Origin of the sequence: Providencia sp. (genome assembly GCF_040396775.1) — a bacterium.
Classification (GTDB): domain Bacteria; phylum Pseudomonadota; class Gammaproteobacteria; order Enterobacterales; family Enterobacteriaceae; genus Providencia.
In genome coordinates this window covers 77,032-93,798 of the sequence record NZ_JBEBNT010000012.1, presented here as the reverse complement: position 1 = coordinate 93,798, position 16,767 = coordinate 77,032, and the positions used below count along the sequence as shown (strand labels likewise).

The following is a 16,767-nucleotide window of genomic DNA, read 5'->3' as shown; positions in this document are numbered from 1 at the left end:
ATTCCTTGTTGATAGGAGTCATAGTATGTTCTTGTTAAACGAGTCACTAATATCAAGGTATTTCTTCTATATGAAGAAATGGTTCAATATTGATATCTCCCTAGCCTTCTTTTTTCCAAACAATTAACCTTTCAATTTTTCCTGCGTTAAAAATTTCGTTAGCTTATTTTTTATAAGTTCGAATTCTTGTATTTATTATTTAATGAAAAATTAAAGGTATTATCATGGCTAAAAGAATCGTAGAACCGTTCCGTATTAAAATGGTAGAAAACATTCGTATTCCATCGAGAGAAGAGCGTGAAGCGGCATTAAAAGAAGCGGGATACAACCCATTTTTATTACCAAGCAGTGCTGTATATATCGATTTATTGACTGACTCTGGTACCAATGCCATGAGTGACCACCAGTGGGCAGCAATGATCACGGGTGATGAAGCGTATGCAGGATCTCGTAACTATTATGATTTAAAAGATAAAGTTAAAGAGATGTTTGATTACGATTATATTATTCCTGCTCACCAAGGCCGTGGTGCTGAAAACATGTTGTTTCCAGTATTGCTGAAAGTAAAACAGGAACAAGGTGGGGCTAAAAAACCCGTATTTATTTCAAACTTCCATTTTGATACAACAGCAGCGCACGTTGAATTAAATGGCTGTAAAGCAATTAATATTGTTACCGAAAAAGCCTATGACTCAGATACCTATGATGACTGGAAAGGTAACTTTGATATTCAAAAATTAAAAAATAATATTGCAGAACACGGCGCAGAAAATGTTGTTGCCATTGTTTCAACCGTCACTTGTAATAGTGCGGGCGGTCAGCCTGTTTCAATGGCTAACTTGAAAGAAGTTTATGAAATTGCAAAACAACATAATATTTTTGTTGTTATGGACTCTGCACGTTTTTGTGAAAATGCGTATTTTATTAAAGAACGTGATCCGAAATATAAAAACGCAACGATTAAACAAATCATTCTTGATATGTATAAATATGCTGATGCATTAACCATGTCAGCGAAAAAAGATCCATTATTAAATATTGGTGGGTTAGTCAGTATTAAAAATGACGAAAAAATCTTTACGTTAGCAAGGCAGCGCTGTGTTCCTATGGAAGGTTTCGTGACTTATGGCGGGCTAGCTGGCCGAGATATGGCAGCGATGGTTCAAGGACTTGAAGAAGGTGCTGGCGAGGAATATCTGCATTACCGTATTGGCCAAGTAAAATATTTAGGTGATCGTTTACGTGAAGGTGGAATTTCAATTCAATACCCTACAGGTGGACATGCGGTATTTGTTGACTGTAAAAAACTGGTTCCACATATTCCAGGTGATCAGTTCCCAGCGCAAGCTGTTATTAATGCGTTATATTTAGAGTCAGGTGTTCGTGCTGTTGAGATTGGATCGTTCTTATTAGGGCGTGACCCAGAAACAGGAAAACAAAAGCATGCTGACATGGAGTTTATGCGGTTAACTATCGCAAGGCGTGTTTATACCAACGACCATATGGATTATATTGCAGATGCTCTGATTGGCTTAAAAGATAAATTTGCGACCTTAAAAGGGTTGGATTTTGAATATGAGCCACCAGTACTAAGACACTTCACAGCAAGATTAAAACCTATTAAATAAAAATAGGTATATCTTATGGTTCCCGTGCAATGCGGGAACCTTATCCTTATTATTAAGGTGAACACCATGAATAATTCGGCAGCCAAGAAAGAACCCTCCATAATGGTAGGGGGTTTTGTGCTAGGCGGAGCTATGATAGGGGCAGGAATGTTTAGTTTGCCGACTATTATGGCAGGAGCTTGGTTTATTAACTCTGTAGTTATCTTGTTAGTTGTTTGCTTTTTTATGTTTCACTCAGGAATTTATATTTTAGAATGTATCTCCAAATATGGATCAGGGACGAACTATTTCTTTATATCGAAAGAACTTTTACCTAAATGGGCCTGTTATATTGCTAACATGGCATTAATATTCGTACTGTATATATTAATTTATGCCTATATATCTGCAGCGGGCTCTGTTATTAAGGAGGCTGCGGCTATTTATGGTTATGATATTAACTTAAGGTTTATATTTATTACCTTCACGTTAATATTAGGTGCGAGTATTTGGTGGAGTGGTGTTGGGGCAAGTCGTTTAACATCATTATTTTTATTTATAAAAATAATTTTGTTTATACTCGCATTCTCTGGGTTATTTTTAATTGTCAAAACGGATTTATTATTAACGTCACCTGTTGAAGGTGGACAAACCGCATTACTACCTTTTGTCTTTATTATTATTCCCTATGCGATTACCTCGTTTGGCTACCATGGTAATGTGTGTAGCTTGTACAAGTTATATCATGAAAATGAAAGAAAAGTGGTTAAGAGCTGCGTGATTGGCTGTTTACTCGCATTAGTCCTTTATTTCCTTTGGATTATGGGAACAATGGGTAACTTACCAAGAGCCGAGTTTTTAACGATTATTAATAAAGGCGGTAACTTAGACGCATTTATTGAATCACTTTATGCGGTTCTTAACAGCAAACACATTGCGACATTTTTACTCTGGTTTTCTATTAGCGCCGTATTCTGCTCATTCTTAGGTGTTGCTATTGGGTTATTTGATTACATACTTGCTTCCTTGAATTTTAAAGATAATCCATCGGGGAGAATGAAATCAGCATTACTTTGCTTTTTACCCCCTTTAATTCTTTGCATGTTATTCCCAAATGGCTTCTTAATTGCAATTGCATACGCAGGTATGGCTGCATGTATTTGGGCGATAATCTGTCCAGCAATTATGGCACTGAAAGTGAGAGAACGTTTCCCAGATTCAAAATTTAAAGTGTGGGGCGGGAAAGGGCTAATCTATGCCGTTATTGCCTTTGGTGTTTTTGGTATCATCTGCCAATTACTCGCTCAGTTTAATTTGTTACCGATATACCGTTAATTTTTCAACCTTGTTTTAAGCTAACTGTAAAGGTACAGCGGGGTTTGCTGTACCTTTTTTCTGACTATAAGCCTGTGTAATAGTTGATCAATACTGAAAAACTACTGTTTTTTTAAAGTACATTTTAATGTTTTGCCCTTGGTAAATAATGGGTTTAAATGCCATTTTTTTAATTGCCTTCACAGCTTCTTCTTTAAAACCTAAATCAGGGATTTTACTATTCAATATTTCAACGGACTCAACTTGGCCATCTAACCCTACTAATAATCGAATTTGCACTTTAACCACTTTTGTATAACCCAAGGAGCGAGCTTCTTTGGGATATTTAGGGTTTGCATCCTGTAAAATTGTGTAGGAGATCCCGCTCGAACCCAGTGCGGTATAGCTGCCATCCCCATTTGCTGCAAATTGGCTATTACCGGATAAGGCATTTATCCCTTGGCCACTTGGGCTGTTTTCTGACGCCAATGGGGTTGCGGTGGAACCATTTTTTTCGGGAGCATTGGATGTCATCGCCTGCGCTTTGTCTTGTGAGCTTGATGGTGTTATTTGATGCGGATCTTTTGTCATCAGTTGGCTCTCCGCCTTTTTAGGCGGATTATCAGCAACTAATTGATGTGGTGTGTTCTGCTCTGACTTGTGTGCGGATTGAACGGGTTTAGGTTTTTTCATCACTTTTGTTTTTTGAGTAAGTAATGGGGACTCAACGGTATCATCAATGGGTATATTCGCAGAAATAGGGTCGCGTTTTGGCGGGTTTTGAGCTTTATTTGCCGGCTTTTGTTGAGAAATAGGCTCTGATTTTGAGATTTGCTCTGAGGCTATTGTTTGTCTCAGAGGCTCTCCTTGGTGACTTGCTAGACTTGAGCTCCCTTGAGAGCTCATTGGTCCACCAAGGGATAACGTTATTGTTTCTACACCTTCCACTATGGGGAGCGCCCTACCAGTTTGTAGGGCGATAAACACAATAGCAGTGATATGAATGACGAGTGACACCGTTAAGGCGAGTTTATAACGAAAAGAGGGATGTATAGTCACCGAAACGTTTCCTGTTTAAATCAATAGGTCGCTTTTATACCCGCAAAGAATGAACGCTCATTTCCCGGAATTAATGAACCATAGCCTGAGGTGACGTAATCGTAGTAAGTTTTGTTCATCAAGTTAGTAACACCACCATATAATTCAATATGTTCAATAGGTGCATAACGAACACTGAGGTCGATAAGCTCACGGGATTTCACTACGCCATCTTCTTCTTTATTGGCATCAGAGAGGAAATTATTGTACGAACCGTAATAGGTGTATTGAATATCTCCTGATAAGTCCTCGGTAAAGTCGTATTTAATTTTTAGTTTAACGGAATGCTCTGGCACTTTGGTTAAACCGCTTTTGGTATAGTCGATGGTGTTTTTACCATTTTCCTCCAAAAATTGGCGTCCATGATTATTGTAATCTGAGCGTCCTCTGAGCCATGAATAAGACTCTTGGAAGGTGAAATCGCCGAGAGTTTGCTGGAAGTCGACATCGGCTCCCCAGCGGCGAGTTTTTAGTAAGTTCATCGTTTTCGCGTCATTAACACTGGTGAGATAAATACGATTTAGTTGGTTATTGGTATTTGATGTCCAGAGCGTTACATTGACTGTGCTGAACGCCAATTTATCTCTAAGGCCAAGCTCAAATAAGTCATATTTTTCATCTTCGGCCTTAGTCGGGGTATAGATTTTTTCACCATTAACAACGGATTGATCGCTGATTTGCAGGCCGTCCGGAAGGGTGTAACCTCGTTCGTATCGCCCATACACTCGGCCAGTATCACGATAAAGATAAGCAAGGGAGAGCTCCGCCGCGGTATTCCAACGGTCTGAGGTACCCGAGCCATTTACCGTACCACTTTTATCAAATGACCATTCAGACAATTCACGTCTTAAACCTTGCGTAAATACAAACTGTTCTGATTTCAAGCTATTAAGTGCATAAATGGCTTTTGTTGTTTTATCGTAATCGAAATTATGAGGAACTCCATAATAGCGGCCTTTCTTATCTTTTTTATAGCTACCAATATAATGAATTGAGGCTTTTTGTTGCGAATAATCAACACCAAGAAGTAAATTGCTATTATCAAGGTAACCAATATCTAATTTTATTTTTGTGCCGTGACTTTTTTGATCAACTTTTTGTTCCCAATTGGCATTATTGGTATAAAAACCATCGGTATAGAAAACATCAGTGGCAAAATTTAGCTTATCGGTAAATGCATTTTGATAGCTAAGGTTATAGCTATCGACCTCGCGATCTCCAATTAAATAACCACTAATGGTTTTTTTAATCAGCTGGCCATTTTCATCAATACCTACAGTGACGGTTTTATCTGGTGGAACGTAGTCTTTACCGTATTTTTTGATATTACGTGAAGTCAGCGTTTTAACGTACTGCGAGCTTTCTGTGAGATGGCTTCCACGTAGCATAAGACTTTGATCCGGAGTGAGATCCCATCTCCCACCTAACGAGTAATATTCTGAGTTACGGTAAGTATCTTTATAGTAGAGGTCACGGTTGAGTTTACTGGCTGTCCCCAATAAGGAGAATTTATCATTAACCCGAGCACCTAAGTTGGCATTTAAGCGGTATCCTTCTGAGTTCCATTCAGATAAAACGCTGGTTTTAGGATCTGCCATACTTCTTAAGTTAGAGGTAATGTTAATAACGCCACCCGCAGTGCCTGAACCATAAATAACGCTTCCACCTCCCGGAATAATTTCAATCCGCTCAAGCTGTTCAACAGGGATGATATCGTAGTTAGTGGTATAAGGGTGATTCGCAAGAGTCGTAATCGGGGCGCCATCAAGTAACACTTGCAGATTACGCTGTGAGGTTTCTGCGCCTTGCCCACGCAGGTCAATATTTCCTTGCCCAGAGGTATCTACGCTAATACCAGGAACAGATTTAAGCACATCAGATATGGTGCGGTTCCCTTTTCCCTGAATATCTTCTTTTGTAATAACAATAATTTGTTTGGTATCTCGCAAACGTTCAATTTCAACATAATCTGGCCGAGCGTAGCTATCTTGTAGCTCAATCGCATCATCATCACCTTGAGGTTGTGACGATTTGGGTTCTGTGTTGGCTGCATAAGTCGTAAAAGAAAGAATAGATAAAATAGTAAAGCAAATGATATTTGGCTTAAGTTTAACCCTATTGTTTCCAACGGGTGAGATAGTTTTCATTGGAGTAGGCTTGCCTTTTGTAATGATAATGCAAATGATAATCAATATTATTATATTAAAAGTAATTTCAAGATCAATATATTTAAGTCAATTTATGCGATAGATAATTATTTGATTTAAGTGGGAATAAATCGTGAATTGATATCGACATGATTAATGATGACATCGGTTATGCTACGGGAATTGAGTATGAAAACAGTGTTGAGCAAAGATAAAAATTGATGCATAAGCTTAGGGTTAAGAAACTGTATTTAGCGATCTTTATCAAATTTATAAAATTAATTTATACCGTATGTAAAATTAATTCTCTTAAAACCAAATAATAACCCTGTTGAATTATAAGTGTTTTTACGTATTTAATTGCTTTTTATCTATTAACTAAGCCGTTTCAGAGGCTAATTTTTTTCTCTTTATCGCCGATAAAGTTAAATATCGTCATTTTATCCCACCAAAAGAGAAATTGTATGCAGAAACTTCGAAACTACTCAATTCGTGCTGTCATGCTCGTATTGCTAGGTATTTTATGTGTGATCTTAGGGGGAACCAGTTTATACAGCGGTTGGTCGCTATCCCGTATCGCAGATGGTAATGATATTGACCGGCAACTTGTCAAACAAATGACGGTACTGAGCCAAGGTAATGACCAATATTTTCGTTTTGTGACTCGGTTAACGCGTGTGATGGAAAGTAAAAATGAGGGAAAAACCATCGATTATGCACCTGTTAAGGATGCGATGGAAAACATGGCAAGCTATCTTGAGCAGATGAAAGCAATTTCGCCAGGGCCAATGGACAATGAAATTTCTGAGCAGGTGATTAATAGCTGGCAAACATTGCTTGATGCGGGGGTTAAGCCACAGTTAGTTCTTGGTATGGGAGATAATGCACAAGCATATCTCACCCACGCGCATAATGTAACACCCGCATTGAGCAGAACATTTGGCGCATCAATCCAAAAGTTTAATCAATCAGCAGAGGAGATGATCAGTGCAACACGCAGCCAAGTCGACAACCAAATGGATATTACCCGTGTAGTGATGATTGTCGCGACAGTGCTAGGTGTTCTAACGTTGATTTTCACCGATCGCTACCTTGCTGCGATGATGCAAAAGCCCTTGGATTTATTAAGGCAATCCTTTTCGCGGATAGCGAAAGGTGACCTTAGCCAAACGATTCAACCTTTTGGAAATAATTGTGTTGGTAAGTTATTTCCGTTGCTTGAAGAGATGCAAACAAGCTTACGTGGGTCAGTTAGCATGATACGGCAGGGCAGTGAAAATATTTATCTTGGCGCGAGCGAAATTTCCAATGGTAATAGCGACCTTTCATCGAGAACGGAGGAGCAAGCAGCAGCGTTAGAGGAAACGGCGGCGAGTATGGAACAAATTACCGCAGCGGTGCAGCTGAATATGGAAAATACCCTTCAAGCGAACCAATTAGCGAGTGAAGCGTTTGTTGTGGCAAACAAAGGAAATACTCTCGTTGATTCGGTTGTGGTGACAATGAATGAGATATCCCAAAGCTCACAAAAAATCGCAGATATTATCAATATGATTAATGATATTAGTTTTCAAACTAATATATTAGCGCTAAATGCCTCCATTGAGGCAGCAAGGGCGGGGGTGCATGGACGTGGTTTTATGGTCGTAGCGGCTGAGGTTCGTAAGTTAGCCAGTCACAGTGCGGATGCCGCAATGGAAATCGAACGTTTGATTGCTGATTCAGGGGACTGTGTTAAAAAAGGGACAGGGTTAGTCAATGAAATGGGTAAAACTATGGAAAACATCCTGCAAGGCATCAATGAAGTGACTGCGATTATGAAGCAGATAACAGTGGCTTCTGAAGAACAAAGTAAAGGCATTGCACAGGTTGGTGTAGCGATTACACAGATGGACAGTGTCACACAGCAAAATGCTTCTTTAGTGGAACAAGTGGCAACCGCTGCTAGCTCATTAGCTGAGCAAACGCAGGAGTTACAGCAGGCGGTTCAGCAGTTTAATTTAAATCCACAAATGGCTTAATTTTACTAAATCTAAGACAATAAAAAGCCCTCACTGCTCACAGCGAGGGCTCACAAAAACACTGCATTAACCGACTAGGATTAGTTCATGCCGTATTTTTTCAGTTTCTTACGCAGAGTGCCGCGGTTGATACCCATCATCAGGGCTGCACGGGTCTGGTTTCCACGGGTATATTGCATAACCATGTCCAACAAAGGCTGTTCTACTTCAGCCAATACCAGCTCATATAAATCATTAACATCTTGATTATTTAATTGAGCAAAATAGTTCTTCAGTGCTTGCTTAACTGAGTCACGTAACGGTTTTTGAGTTACTTGATCTTGTGAATTTACAGTAGCAACGGTTAGTACGTCAGAATTTACGCGTTGTTCGAACATAGTTCTGTCAGCTCTTATCTTTATTTACGCAAAAATTTTCAAAAAATGCTTCCAACACCTCCAGCTGTTCGCTGGCATCCTCAATGGTGTTGAATGAGCGCCGAAACTGGTCATCAGGTGCATGTTCTTTTAAGTACCAAGAAACATGTTTGCGCGCGATACGGGCTCCTTTGCCTTGACCATAAAAGTCGTGCAATTCCTGTACGTGCGCGAGCATAATGCGTTGTACCTCAGCCATAGGCATTGGTGGCAAGATCTCACCTGTGTCCAGATAATGCTGGATTTCCCGAAAGATCCAGGGTCTTCCCTGAGCCGCTCTGCCTACCATCAAGGCATCCGCCCCTGTGTAGTCTAGAACTGCTCTGGCTTTAAGCGGGTCAGTAATGTCGCCATTGGCAATAACCGGAATGGTAACAGTCTGCTTAACTGCCCGAATATTGTCATACTCAGCTTCCCCATTAAACAGACAGGCTCTAGTTCTGCCGTGAATAGTGAGGGCTTGAATGCCACAATCTTCGGCCAATTTGGCAATCTCTATGCAGTTTCGCTCTTCAGGTGACCAGCCTGTGCGGATCTTAAGAGTAACGGGAACATCCACTGCTTTAACAACGCCTTCAAGAATCGATTTCACGATGTCTGGATAACGTAACAGTGCCGAACCTGCAAGCTTACGATTCACTTTTTTAGCTGGACAGCCCATGTTGATATCGATGATTTGAGCGCCACTCTCAACGTTGATTTGAGCCGCGGCAGCCATTTCATCGGGATCATTGCCAGCTATTTGAACAGAACGAACCCCAAGTTCATCGCGATGAACCATTCTGAGTCTAGATTTGTCAGTCTTCCAAACTTGAGGATTAGAAGAAAGCATCTCCGATACTGTCATTCCAGCACCCATGTCATAACAGAGCGACCTAAACGGTTTATCTGTAATGCCTGCCATGGGGGCAGCAATAAGACAGTTTCTCAACTGATATTGTCCGATTCGCATATCTAAATGGGGGCCATACTGTGACTGCAAGGGCGCGTATATTACGCATTTTTTACGAGATATGAAAGGACAAACTTTGAGCAAACGGTTATTTATCACTAATTTTTTTATCTTGCATTTTTGCAATTTTAAAATTAGTTATATTTTACAAATGGTTAGGGTGGTTACTTAACCATTTATTAAAATAACTGTAGCTCTGTTCAAATCTCGTGCAGAACAGATTATCGCCAGCAACTGAGCAATATTTGAGCTATAAGATAATCTATTCTGGTGTTATTTTCAAAGAAATTATTCTCTGATTTTTATAATATTTCTATTAAAAATGCTTGACACCCGTGATGCGGCACCATTCTTCTTTCTCAGCAACTGGGTCGATCTCGAAGGCGGTACGGTAAGCATCAGCAACGCTTTCTGCTTGCGTAGCGAGAACACCCGAAAGCCCGAGGAATCCACCTGCACGTGGTAGCACGCTAATCATTGGGGCTAATTCACGCAATGGCCCAGCAAGGATGTTAGCAACCACCACATCGGCTTGTAAGTCTTGAGGTTGGTCTTTCGATAAGTAGAGAGATAAACGCTCTGAAACCCCGTTACGTTCAGCGTTATCGCGGCTTGCCGTAATCGCTTGAGGATCAATATCGATCCCGATGGCATGAGCGGCACCGAGTTTGAGAGCGGCGATGGCTAAAATTCCGGATCCGCAACCAAAGTCGATCACGGTTTTGCCTTCTAAATCAAGGCCATCAAGCCATTGTAAACACAAGGATGTGGTTGGGTGAGTTCCTGTTCCAAATGCTAAGCCCGGATCAAGCATCACGTTAACCGCGGTTGGATCAGGGACATCTCGCCAGCTTGGGCAGATCCACAAGCGCTCACCAAAACGCATAGGGTGGAAATTATCCATCCACTCCCTTTCCCAGTCTTTGTCTTCTAACTGCTCGATTTTATGGGTAAAACCAGCACCCAGCAGTGGGCTATTTTCTAATTGTGCAACAACGAATTTCATCTCCGTTTCTGCATCAAATAAGCCAATCACATCGGTATCACCCCACAGACGGGTTTCCCCCGGTAATGGCTCGAAAACAGGGGTATCGTGGCTGTCTTGAAATGTTACAGAGACGGCGCCCGTTTCGATCAGTTCGTCACCCAGTGCTTCTGCGTGTTGAGCTGTGGAGTTAATTTTGATTTGGATCCAAGGCATAGTGTTCCTTAAATGCTCGTTATAGTTTGGGTTATCCTATTGTTGGTGTAGATAACTCAAACTATTCAGAGCATGAATTTCATGTTGCGAGGCAATATCAAAAATAGGCCTCTAAATTAATTTGTCGCCAATTGTACTGGATTTTTGCCAAAAAGATTACCAACAAGAAATGCAATTAAGCTAAAAATCAGTGATGGCACGATAGCGTGGAAATCCATGATTTCGATTTTGAAGCTGGCTAAGATTGCATAGCAAACTCCCCCGACAACCATGCCACTAATCGCACCCGTTCCATTGGCTTTTTCCCAGTACAGGCCAAGTACCAGTGGCCACAAGAAAACGGCTTCTAACCCCCCGAAGGCGAGTAGATTTAGCCAGATGATCATTTGTGGCGGGTTCCACGCAGCAATGAGAAGCAATGCGCCTAGGATCAGGGTAGAAAAGCTGGAGATTCGTGCGAGTTTCTTCTCATTTTTTATTTGTTCAGGCGCTGCATTCAGGTAAATATCTTTGACGATGGTTGCTGAAGATTGCAGTAACTGAGCATTAATGGTGGACATAATTGCTGCCATAGGCGCCGCCAAGAAAATGCCAGCGGCAAAAGGCGGTAGCACTTGTACCATCAAGGTTGGGATAACTTGGTCAGGGATGGTTAGGTCGGGTAATATGGCTCGGCCTAATGCGCCAGCGAAATGCATTCCAAACATCAATACTGCCATCACGATGGTGCCTAAAATGATACCACGGTGAACTGCTTTACTGTCTTTGTAGGAAATACAACGTACTGCCGTATGCGGCAAACCAATCACACCAAAACAGACCAAAATCCAGAATGAGGCTAAGAATGGCCCACTTAGGATGTCGTCAGCGCCTTCAGGAGAGACCAGTTTCGGGTCAATGGCCTGCATTTTTTCAATCGCAGCGGGTAAACCACCGGCGTGATAAATAATGGCAACGAGTAAAATCACTGTTCCCAGCAGCATGACCAGCCCTTGCAAGGCATCGTTTAGGACACTCGCTCTAAACCCGCCAATTGCGGTATACAGTGCGATGGAGACACCGAAGATAATTAGCCCATACGTGTAGGGTATACCCGCAGCGGTTTCGAGCAGCCTTGCCCCGCCAATAAATTGCACGGTCATTGCGCCAAAAAAGGCAATCAATAGGCTAATACTGGCGAACCACACCAAGAATCGGCTCTGGTAGCGAGCATATAGCATATCGTTGAGGGTCACTGCATTATAACGGCGCGCCAAGATAGCGAATTTTTTGCCTAATACCCCAAGAGACAGCCAAATAGCTGGCAGCTGTATCATGGCAAGTAGCACCCAGCCTAGGCCATATTTATACGCGGCACCGGGCCCGCCAATAAACGAGCTTGCGCTGATGTAGGTTGCTGTAATGGTCATGGCTAGGACAAACCCACCCATGGAACGGTTACCTAAAAAGTACTCGTTGAGGAATTCCCCTTTTGTCCGTTTCTTATAGGCATAGACGGATAACAGGAAAACCAATGCTAGGTAACCAATTAAAGGGAGAAGAACTTCAATCTGCATCCTTCTCCTCCAGGGGAATATCTTTAAAAATGATTTTAACCATCATAATACAGAGCAAAATAAAGATGATGGGAACAATAAGGCATGACCACTCAAACCATAATGGCAGGCCAGTGATGCCTCGCGTATTGTCGGGTAGATAGGCACTAATTATCCAGCCTATCATGTATGCGATAGTCAAATAGAGAGACCAGCGTGCTTCCTTATTGGATTGAAGAAAACGTTTGTCCATCCGTTATTCCTCCTCACTCACATAAAAAATAATCAGGGATTGTACGATAATCCGTAGGTAGAGTGTAAGAAATTGCGAAAAAAGGAATAAAATAACCATGATTTATTTAAGGGTAACTGAGTGAGTTGGCGAACAAAAAGCGAGATTAATCGAACAAAATTTTCATAACTAGCATGAGAGACATAAAAACGAGGGCTAAGGATGAAAATAGTAAGAATAAACGACTGTCTATTTTTAACCCTTTTTTAGTGTAACTTGGGGTCATCTGCCTTTTAAAACAAATCATTAAAAAAAGTATGCCACCTGCAAACGACCCCATTAACATCAACCAAGAGTGACTTAATAATCCTGAACGAAAAAACAGTAATATATTGAGCGCTAAGAGCAACAAAGTGCGACTCCAAGCTTGCTGTGTTCTTTCAGGTTGTAATCCAGGATCTCGCATAGCGCCCTCTACAGTAAAATATGCAAAAGTGATATCGCAGCAGCAGCGGTAATAAACAATGTGATTAAGACTAAAAATGAAGTGTATTTCAGTGGGTTGTCTTGCCGCATTGCGATTTCATTCTGTTTCCAACGGTACAAGGCCATGATAGCGGTGATCCCACCCGCGGAAGCTAATAAGAGGGTTAAAGCTAGTTTTATCCATGTAAAATCAACTGATTGTAATAATTGTTCAATAGCAATCGCACCTGCTAAAAAAGCGAGAGCGGTTCTTATCCATGCTAAGAATGTTCTTTCATTGGCGAGTGAAAATCTATAATCCGGTGTTTTTCCTAATGTTTTCCAGCTTTCTTTTTTTGTAGCCATCGGTTTTTCCTATCTTTCATGATATTTAGACAAAATAAAAAATGAGAAGAAAATCACAAAACAATGATATGGGTGTGGGCTTTATCTTTCTGATCATATATTAATCTAAATGTTATAATAATATAACAAGTCATCTTACCTTACTACGCCGTAAGAGAGGCATTATGGATCTCGATAAAGTATCAAAAAAAATTATAGAACTATCAGGCGGTTCCCAAAATTTTGTTCATGTCACGAATTGCATGACACGTGTCAGAATGACACTGAAAGATGAAGGAAAAGCAGATGTTGCAGGCCTGAAAGCATTACCTGGGGTGTTGGGTGTTGTGAGTGATGAAACCTTACAAGTGATTGTTGGGCCTGGAAAATGTAACAATATTGCGGATGCAATTAACCAGTTGCTGGTAGAAGGTGAGCCTGAAGATTCAGGTTTACTTGATAAAACAACAGAAAGCGATGTATTGGCTAAAGCTGAAATTGCAAGAAATAAGGCAAAGAAAAAGACACCGGTTAAAGCGGTGCTAAGAAGTATCGCGAATATTTTTGTTCCATTATTACCGGGCTTAATTGCCGCAGGTACATGAATGGGGATCAATAATATTATTGTTAATTCTGCACATGCAGAGGCGCTAACTCAGGGAATTCAAGCAACCGCAAATATGTCCGCAGCCCAAGTCATTCTGCAAGAAAAAGGGTTGTTAGAAATTAGTACCATCATGGGGATTATCGCCAGCGGTTTATTTAGTTTATTAGCGGTATTCACGGGTATCTTTGCCGCAAAAGAATTTAAAGGAACTGAAATATTAGGCGGAATTTTAGGGGCTATAACTATAGCGCCTCAAGTTGCTATTCTGGGGCTGACACCTGGGCAAGGCGGGTTAATTGGCGTTATTTTTGCTGTTTGGATTAGTTGTTGGTTAGAAAAACGATTACGCCGTTATATTCCAAGCATGATAGATGTCATTGCCACACCGACTTTCACTATCATCATTATGACTGCACTGTTGTTATTTGGCATCATGCCTGTTGCAGGCATTGTCTCAAATGCGATTCTAGGGTCATTATCTGGTATTTTAGAGCATGGCGGATTAGCGGCTGGCTTTATTTTATCTTCCTTGTTTCCATTCTTAATTTCTCTTGGCTTGCACCAAGGGCTAATTCCAATTCATCTTGAATTAATTCAAGCAACAGGTAGCTCACAATTATTTGCGATCCAGATCATGAGTAATTCAGGCATGGTCGGTGCTGCTATTGCTGTCTTATTGCTGACAAAAGATCCCGTGATGAAGCGTGTTGCGAAAGGCGCTATACCAACCAGTATTTTAGCGGTTGGTGAACCGACGATTTTTGGCGTCAATATTCCCGCTGGTTTCGCGTTTATTACCGGATCGATTGGTGCAGGTTTTGGGGGAATGATGATTGTCTTGTTAGATGTGACTGCAAATGGTGTGGGGGCCGCAGGATTATCAGCTTTGCCACTTATCGCTGATGGTAAATACCTTCAATATATTTTCAGTTGGTTAGTTGGCGCAAGTATTGCTTTCTTACTGACCTACTTTGTTGGACGCATCAGGAAATATCAGTAAAAAGGATTAATCATGAAAGCTGTCATGTTAATGTTTGACTCATTAAATAAGCATATGTTGTCGGCCTATGGGTGCCAAACAACAATAACACCTAATTTTGAACGGCTTAGAAAGCGTTCACTGAAGTTTGATAATTTTTATGTTGGCAGTATGCCTTGTATGCCAGCAAGAAGAGAGCTCCATACTGGGCGATATAATTTTCTTCACCGTAGCTGGGGACCGATTGAACCCTTTGACGAGTCGATGCCTGAAATACTGAAAAAACAAGGTATTCATACACATCTGGTGACGGATCATAAGCATTATTGGCGTGACGGTGGCGCCACTTATCATTCCCGTTTTTCTACCTATGAGTTTATTCGTGGCCAAGAGGGGGATAATTGGAAAGGGGTGGTGAATAAACCTGTTGTTCATTATGAATCGGGAGAACCGGAAGAAAATAAACAACGAAAAATTGCTAGTCGCACTCAGCATCTGATTAATCAGCAGTATATGCAAGATGAGAAAGATCACCCTTTGGTTCAAACGATTAACCATGGCGTTGAGTTTATTGAAACAAACCATCTTGATGATCACTGGTTTTTGCAACTTGAGTGTTTTGATCCCCATGAGCCTTTTTATGTGCCTGAAAAATATCTAAAAATGTATGGGTTATCTAATAACGACTTTGATGGGTGGCCACCTTACTATTTAGTTACAGAAGATGAATCTCAGCAAAAAGTGATCCGTGGGTTTTATCAGGCGCTTGTGACAATGGTTGATGCTTATGTTGGCCAAGTTCTGGATATATTTGATAAATATAATCTTTGGGAAGATACGCTGTTGATAGTTAACACCGATCATGGCTTTTTACTCGGCGAACATGATTGGTGGGGGAAAAATATCATGCCCCTTTATAATGAAATTGCCAATACGCCGTTTTTTATTTGTCATCCAAGCCTCAGTCAGGTGTCAGGAACACGTCAAATGTTGGCACAGACGATTGATATTCCAGCGACATTATTGGATTACTTTAATGCTCCCATTCCCCAGAATATGCACGGTAAAAGCTTATTGGCAGGATTAGAAAAGGATGAGCCGATTCGTGAATATGCGCTATTTGGCTACCATGGATGCCAAATTAATATTACAGATGGTGAATATGTGTATATGCGCTCGCCGATTGTTCAGGGAACGGAGGGGCTCCATGATTACACATTGATGCCAACGCGTATTAATCGCCGTTTTACACCGAAAGAGTTACAAGGTGCTGAATTACATGATGGTTTTGATTTTACTCAAGGTTGTTCAGTATTAAAAATTCCAGCAACTAGCGTAATGACGGCAGATTCTGATCGTTTTGGTCACCGTTTATACAATATTAAGCAGGATCCAGCACAAACGACACCAGTTACTGACAAGGTTGTGGAACAGCGTTTACTTGAAAATATTCGCTTAATGATGTTGGAAAATGATGCACCAAATGAACTATATGTACGTTATGGGCTATCTAAAACGCAAGAAGTTACGCTCGAGCAAATAGAGCAAGAACACCAACAAGCTGGCGCTGCAAAAACAGAGCTTGACCAATATCCACTCTCTCAAGAGGTGAAATATGGCGCTATGTCATTATTACAGTATATGGAAACCCGTAATTTAATGGATATAAAAACTAAATTTATCAATCAATTAAATATTGGCTGTACACAAAAACAACTAATTGATTTCATTATTGATAATTTTCCACTAGAAAACCATAATGAGCTTATGTACCGGGTAGCTCTAGAAATGAGATTAAAATAAACAAGAGCAATTACCCGGTGGGCTAAAACTGGGTAATTGCGATTA

At 40.8% G+C, this 16,767-nt stretch carries 15 protein-coding genes; 6 read left to right on the top strand and 9 right to left on the bottom strand.

Going from position 1 to position 16,767, the window contains the following annotated elements; genetic code table 11:
- The first annotated feature begins 224 nt into the window (after positions 1-224).
- Both ABWP91_RS13655 and ABWP91_RS13650 read left to right on the top strand, forming a co-directional pair.
- Entirely contained in the window at positions 225-1,628 is a 1,404-nt protein-coding gene (locus ABWP91_RS13655; protein WP_353243694.1) for a tryptophanase, read from the top strand.
- A gap of 66 nt (positions 1,629-1,694) precedes the next feature.
- The gene (locus tag ABWP91_RS13650) at positions 1,695-2,942 is read left to right on the top strand and encodes an aromatic amino acid transporter (RefSeq protein ID WP_353243693.1); all 1,248 of its coding nucleotides are present in this window, start codon (positions 1,695-1,697) and stop codon (positions 2,940-2,942) included.
- A gap of 87 nt (positions 2,943-3,029) precedes the next feature.
- Here the strand turns inward: ABWP91_RS13650 and ABWP91_RS13645 are convergent, their stop codons facing one another.
- Positions 3,030-3,980 carry an energy transducer TonB gene (locus tag ABWP91_RS13645; RefSeq protein ID WP_353243692.1) on the bottom strand — a complete coding sequence of 317 codons (951 nt, stop codon included), beginning with the start codon at positions 3,978-3,980 and terminating at the stop codon, positions 3,030-3,032.
- Positions 3,981-4,000: 20 nt separating this feature from the next.
- Positions 4,001-6,166, bottom strand: a complete 2,166-nt coding sequence (locus ABWP91_RS13640) for a TonB-dependent receptor (RefSeq protein WP_353243691.1) — start codon at positions 6,164-6,166, stop codon at positions 4,001-4,003.
- Between the two features lie 464 nt (positions 6,167-6,630).
- On the opposite strand from ABWP91_RS13640, the gene ABWP91_RS13635 reads away from it, so the two are divergent.
- Positions 6,631-8,187: a methyl-accepting chemotaxis protein gene (locus ABWP91_RS13635; RefSeq protein ID WP_353243690.1), complete on the top strand. Its 1,557-nt coding sequence runs from the start codon at positions 6,631-6,633 to the stop codon at positions 8,185-8,187.
- 80 nt (positions 8,188-8,267) lie between these two features.
- Here the strand turns inward: ABWP91_RS13635 and fis are convergent, their stop codons facing one another.
- From fis to ABWP91_RS13600, 7 genes are all read right to left on the bottom strand, one after another.
- Positions 8,268-8,564, bottom strand: a complete 297-nt coding sequence (gene fis, locus ABWP91_RS13630; RefSeq protein WP_004258438.1) for a DNA-binding transcriptional regulator Fis — start codon at positions 8,562-8,564, stop codon at positions 8,268-8,270.
- Between the two features lie 7 nt (positions 8,565-8,571).
- Positions 8,572-9,555, bottom strand: coding sequence for a tRNA dihydrouridine synthase DusB (dusB, locus tag ABWP91_RS13625; RefSeq protein ID WP_353243689.1), 984 nt, complete (start codon positions 9,553-9,555; stop codon positions 8,572-8,574).
- Positions 9,556-9,871: 316 nt separating this feature from the next.
- Complete coding sequence (prmA, locus tag ABWP91_RS13620) at positions 9,872-10,756, bottom strand: 50S ribosomal protein L11 methyltransferase (RefSeq protein ID WP_353243688.1); 885 nt, start codon at positions 10,754-10,756, stop codon at positions 9,872-9,874.
- Between the two features lie 116 nt (positions 10,757-10,872).
- Positions 10,873-12,312: a sodium/pantothenate symporter gene (gene panF, locus ABWP91_RS13615; RefSeq protein ID WP_353243687.1), complete on the bottom strand. Its 1,440-nt coding sequence runs from the start codon at positions 12,310-12,312 to the stop codon at positions 10,873-10,875.
- The gene (locus ABWP91_RS13610) at positions 12,302-12,544 is read right to left on the bottom strand and encodes a YhdT family protein (RefSeq protein WP_353243686.1); all 243 of its coding nucleotides are present in this window, start codon (positions 12,542-12,544) and stop codon (positions 12,302-12,304) included. The genes panF and ABWP91_RS13610 overlap by 11 nt, the downstream gene beginning before the upstream one ends.
- A 145-nt stretch (positions 12,545-12,689) precedes the next feature.
- A complete protein-coding gene (locus tag ABWP91_RS13605; protein WP_353243685.1) occupies positions 12,690-12,989 on the bottom strand; it encodes a DUF202 domain-containing protein in 300 nt (99 codons plus the stop codon).
- Between the two features lie 8 nt (positions 12,990-12,997).
- The gene (locus ABWP91_RS13600; protein WP_353243684.1) at positions 12,998-13,354 is read right to left on the bottom strand and encodes a YidH family protein; all 357 of its coding nucleotides are present in this window, start codon (positions 13,352-13,354) and stop codon (positions 12,998-13,000) included.
- Positions 13,355-13,518: 164 nt separating this feature from the next.
- Between ABWP91_RS13600 and ABWP91_RS13595 the strand changes: the two genes are divergently transcribed.
- From ABWP91_RS13595 to ABWP91_RS13585, 3 genes are read left to right on the top strand one after another with little or no spacing between them, the layout of a single operon-like run.
- The gene (locus ABWP91_RS13595; RefSeq protein ID WP_353243683.1) at positions 13,519-13,938 is read left to right on the top strand and encodes a PTS transporter subunit EIIB; all 420 of its coding nucleotides are present in this window, start codon (positions 13,519-13,521) and stop codon (positions 13,936-13,938) included.
- On the top strand, positions 13,939-14,940 hold the full coding sequence (locus ABWP91_RS13590; protein WP_353243682.1) for a PTS sugar transporter subunit IIC: 1,002 nt from the start codon (positions 13,939-13,941) through the stop codon (positions 14,938-14,940).
- A gap of 12 nt (positions 14,941-14,952) precedes the next feature.
- The gene (locus ABWP91_RS13585) at positions 14,953-16,722 is read left to right on the top strand and encodes a sulfatase (RefSeq protein WP_353243681.1); all 1,770 of its coding nucleotides are present in this window, start codon (positions 14,953-14,955) and stop codon (positions 16,720-16,722) included.
- The last annotated feature ends 45 nt before the right edge of the window (positions 16,723-16,767 follow it).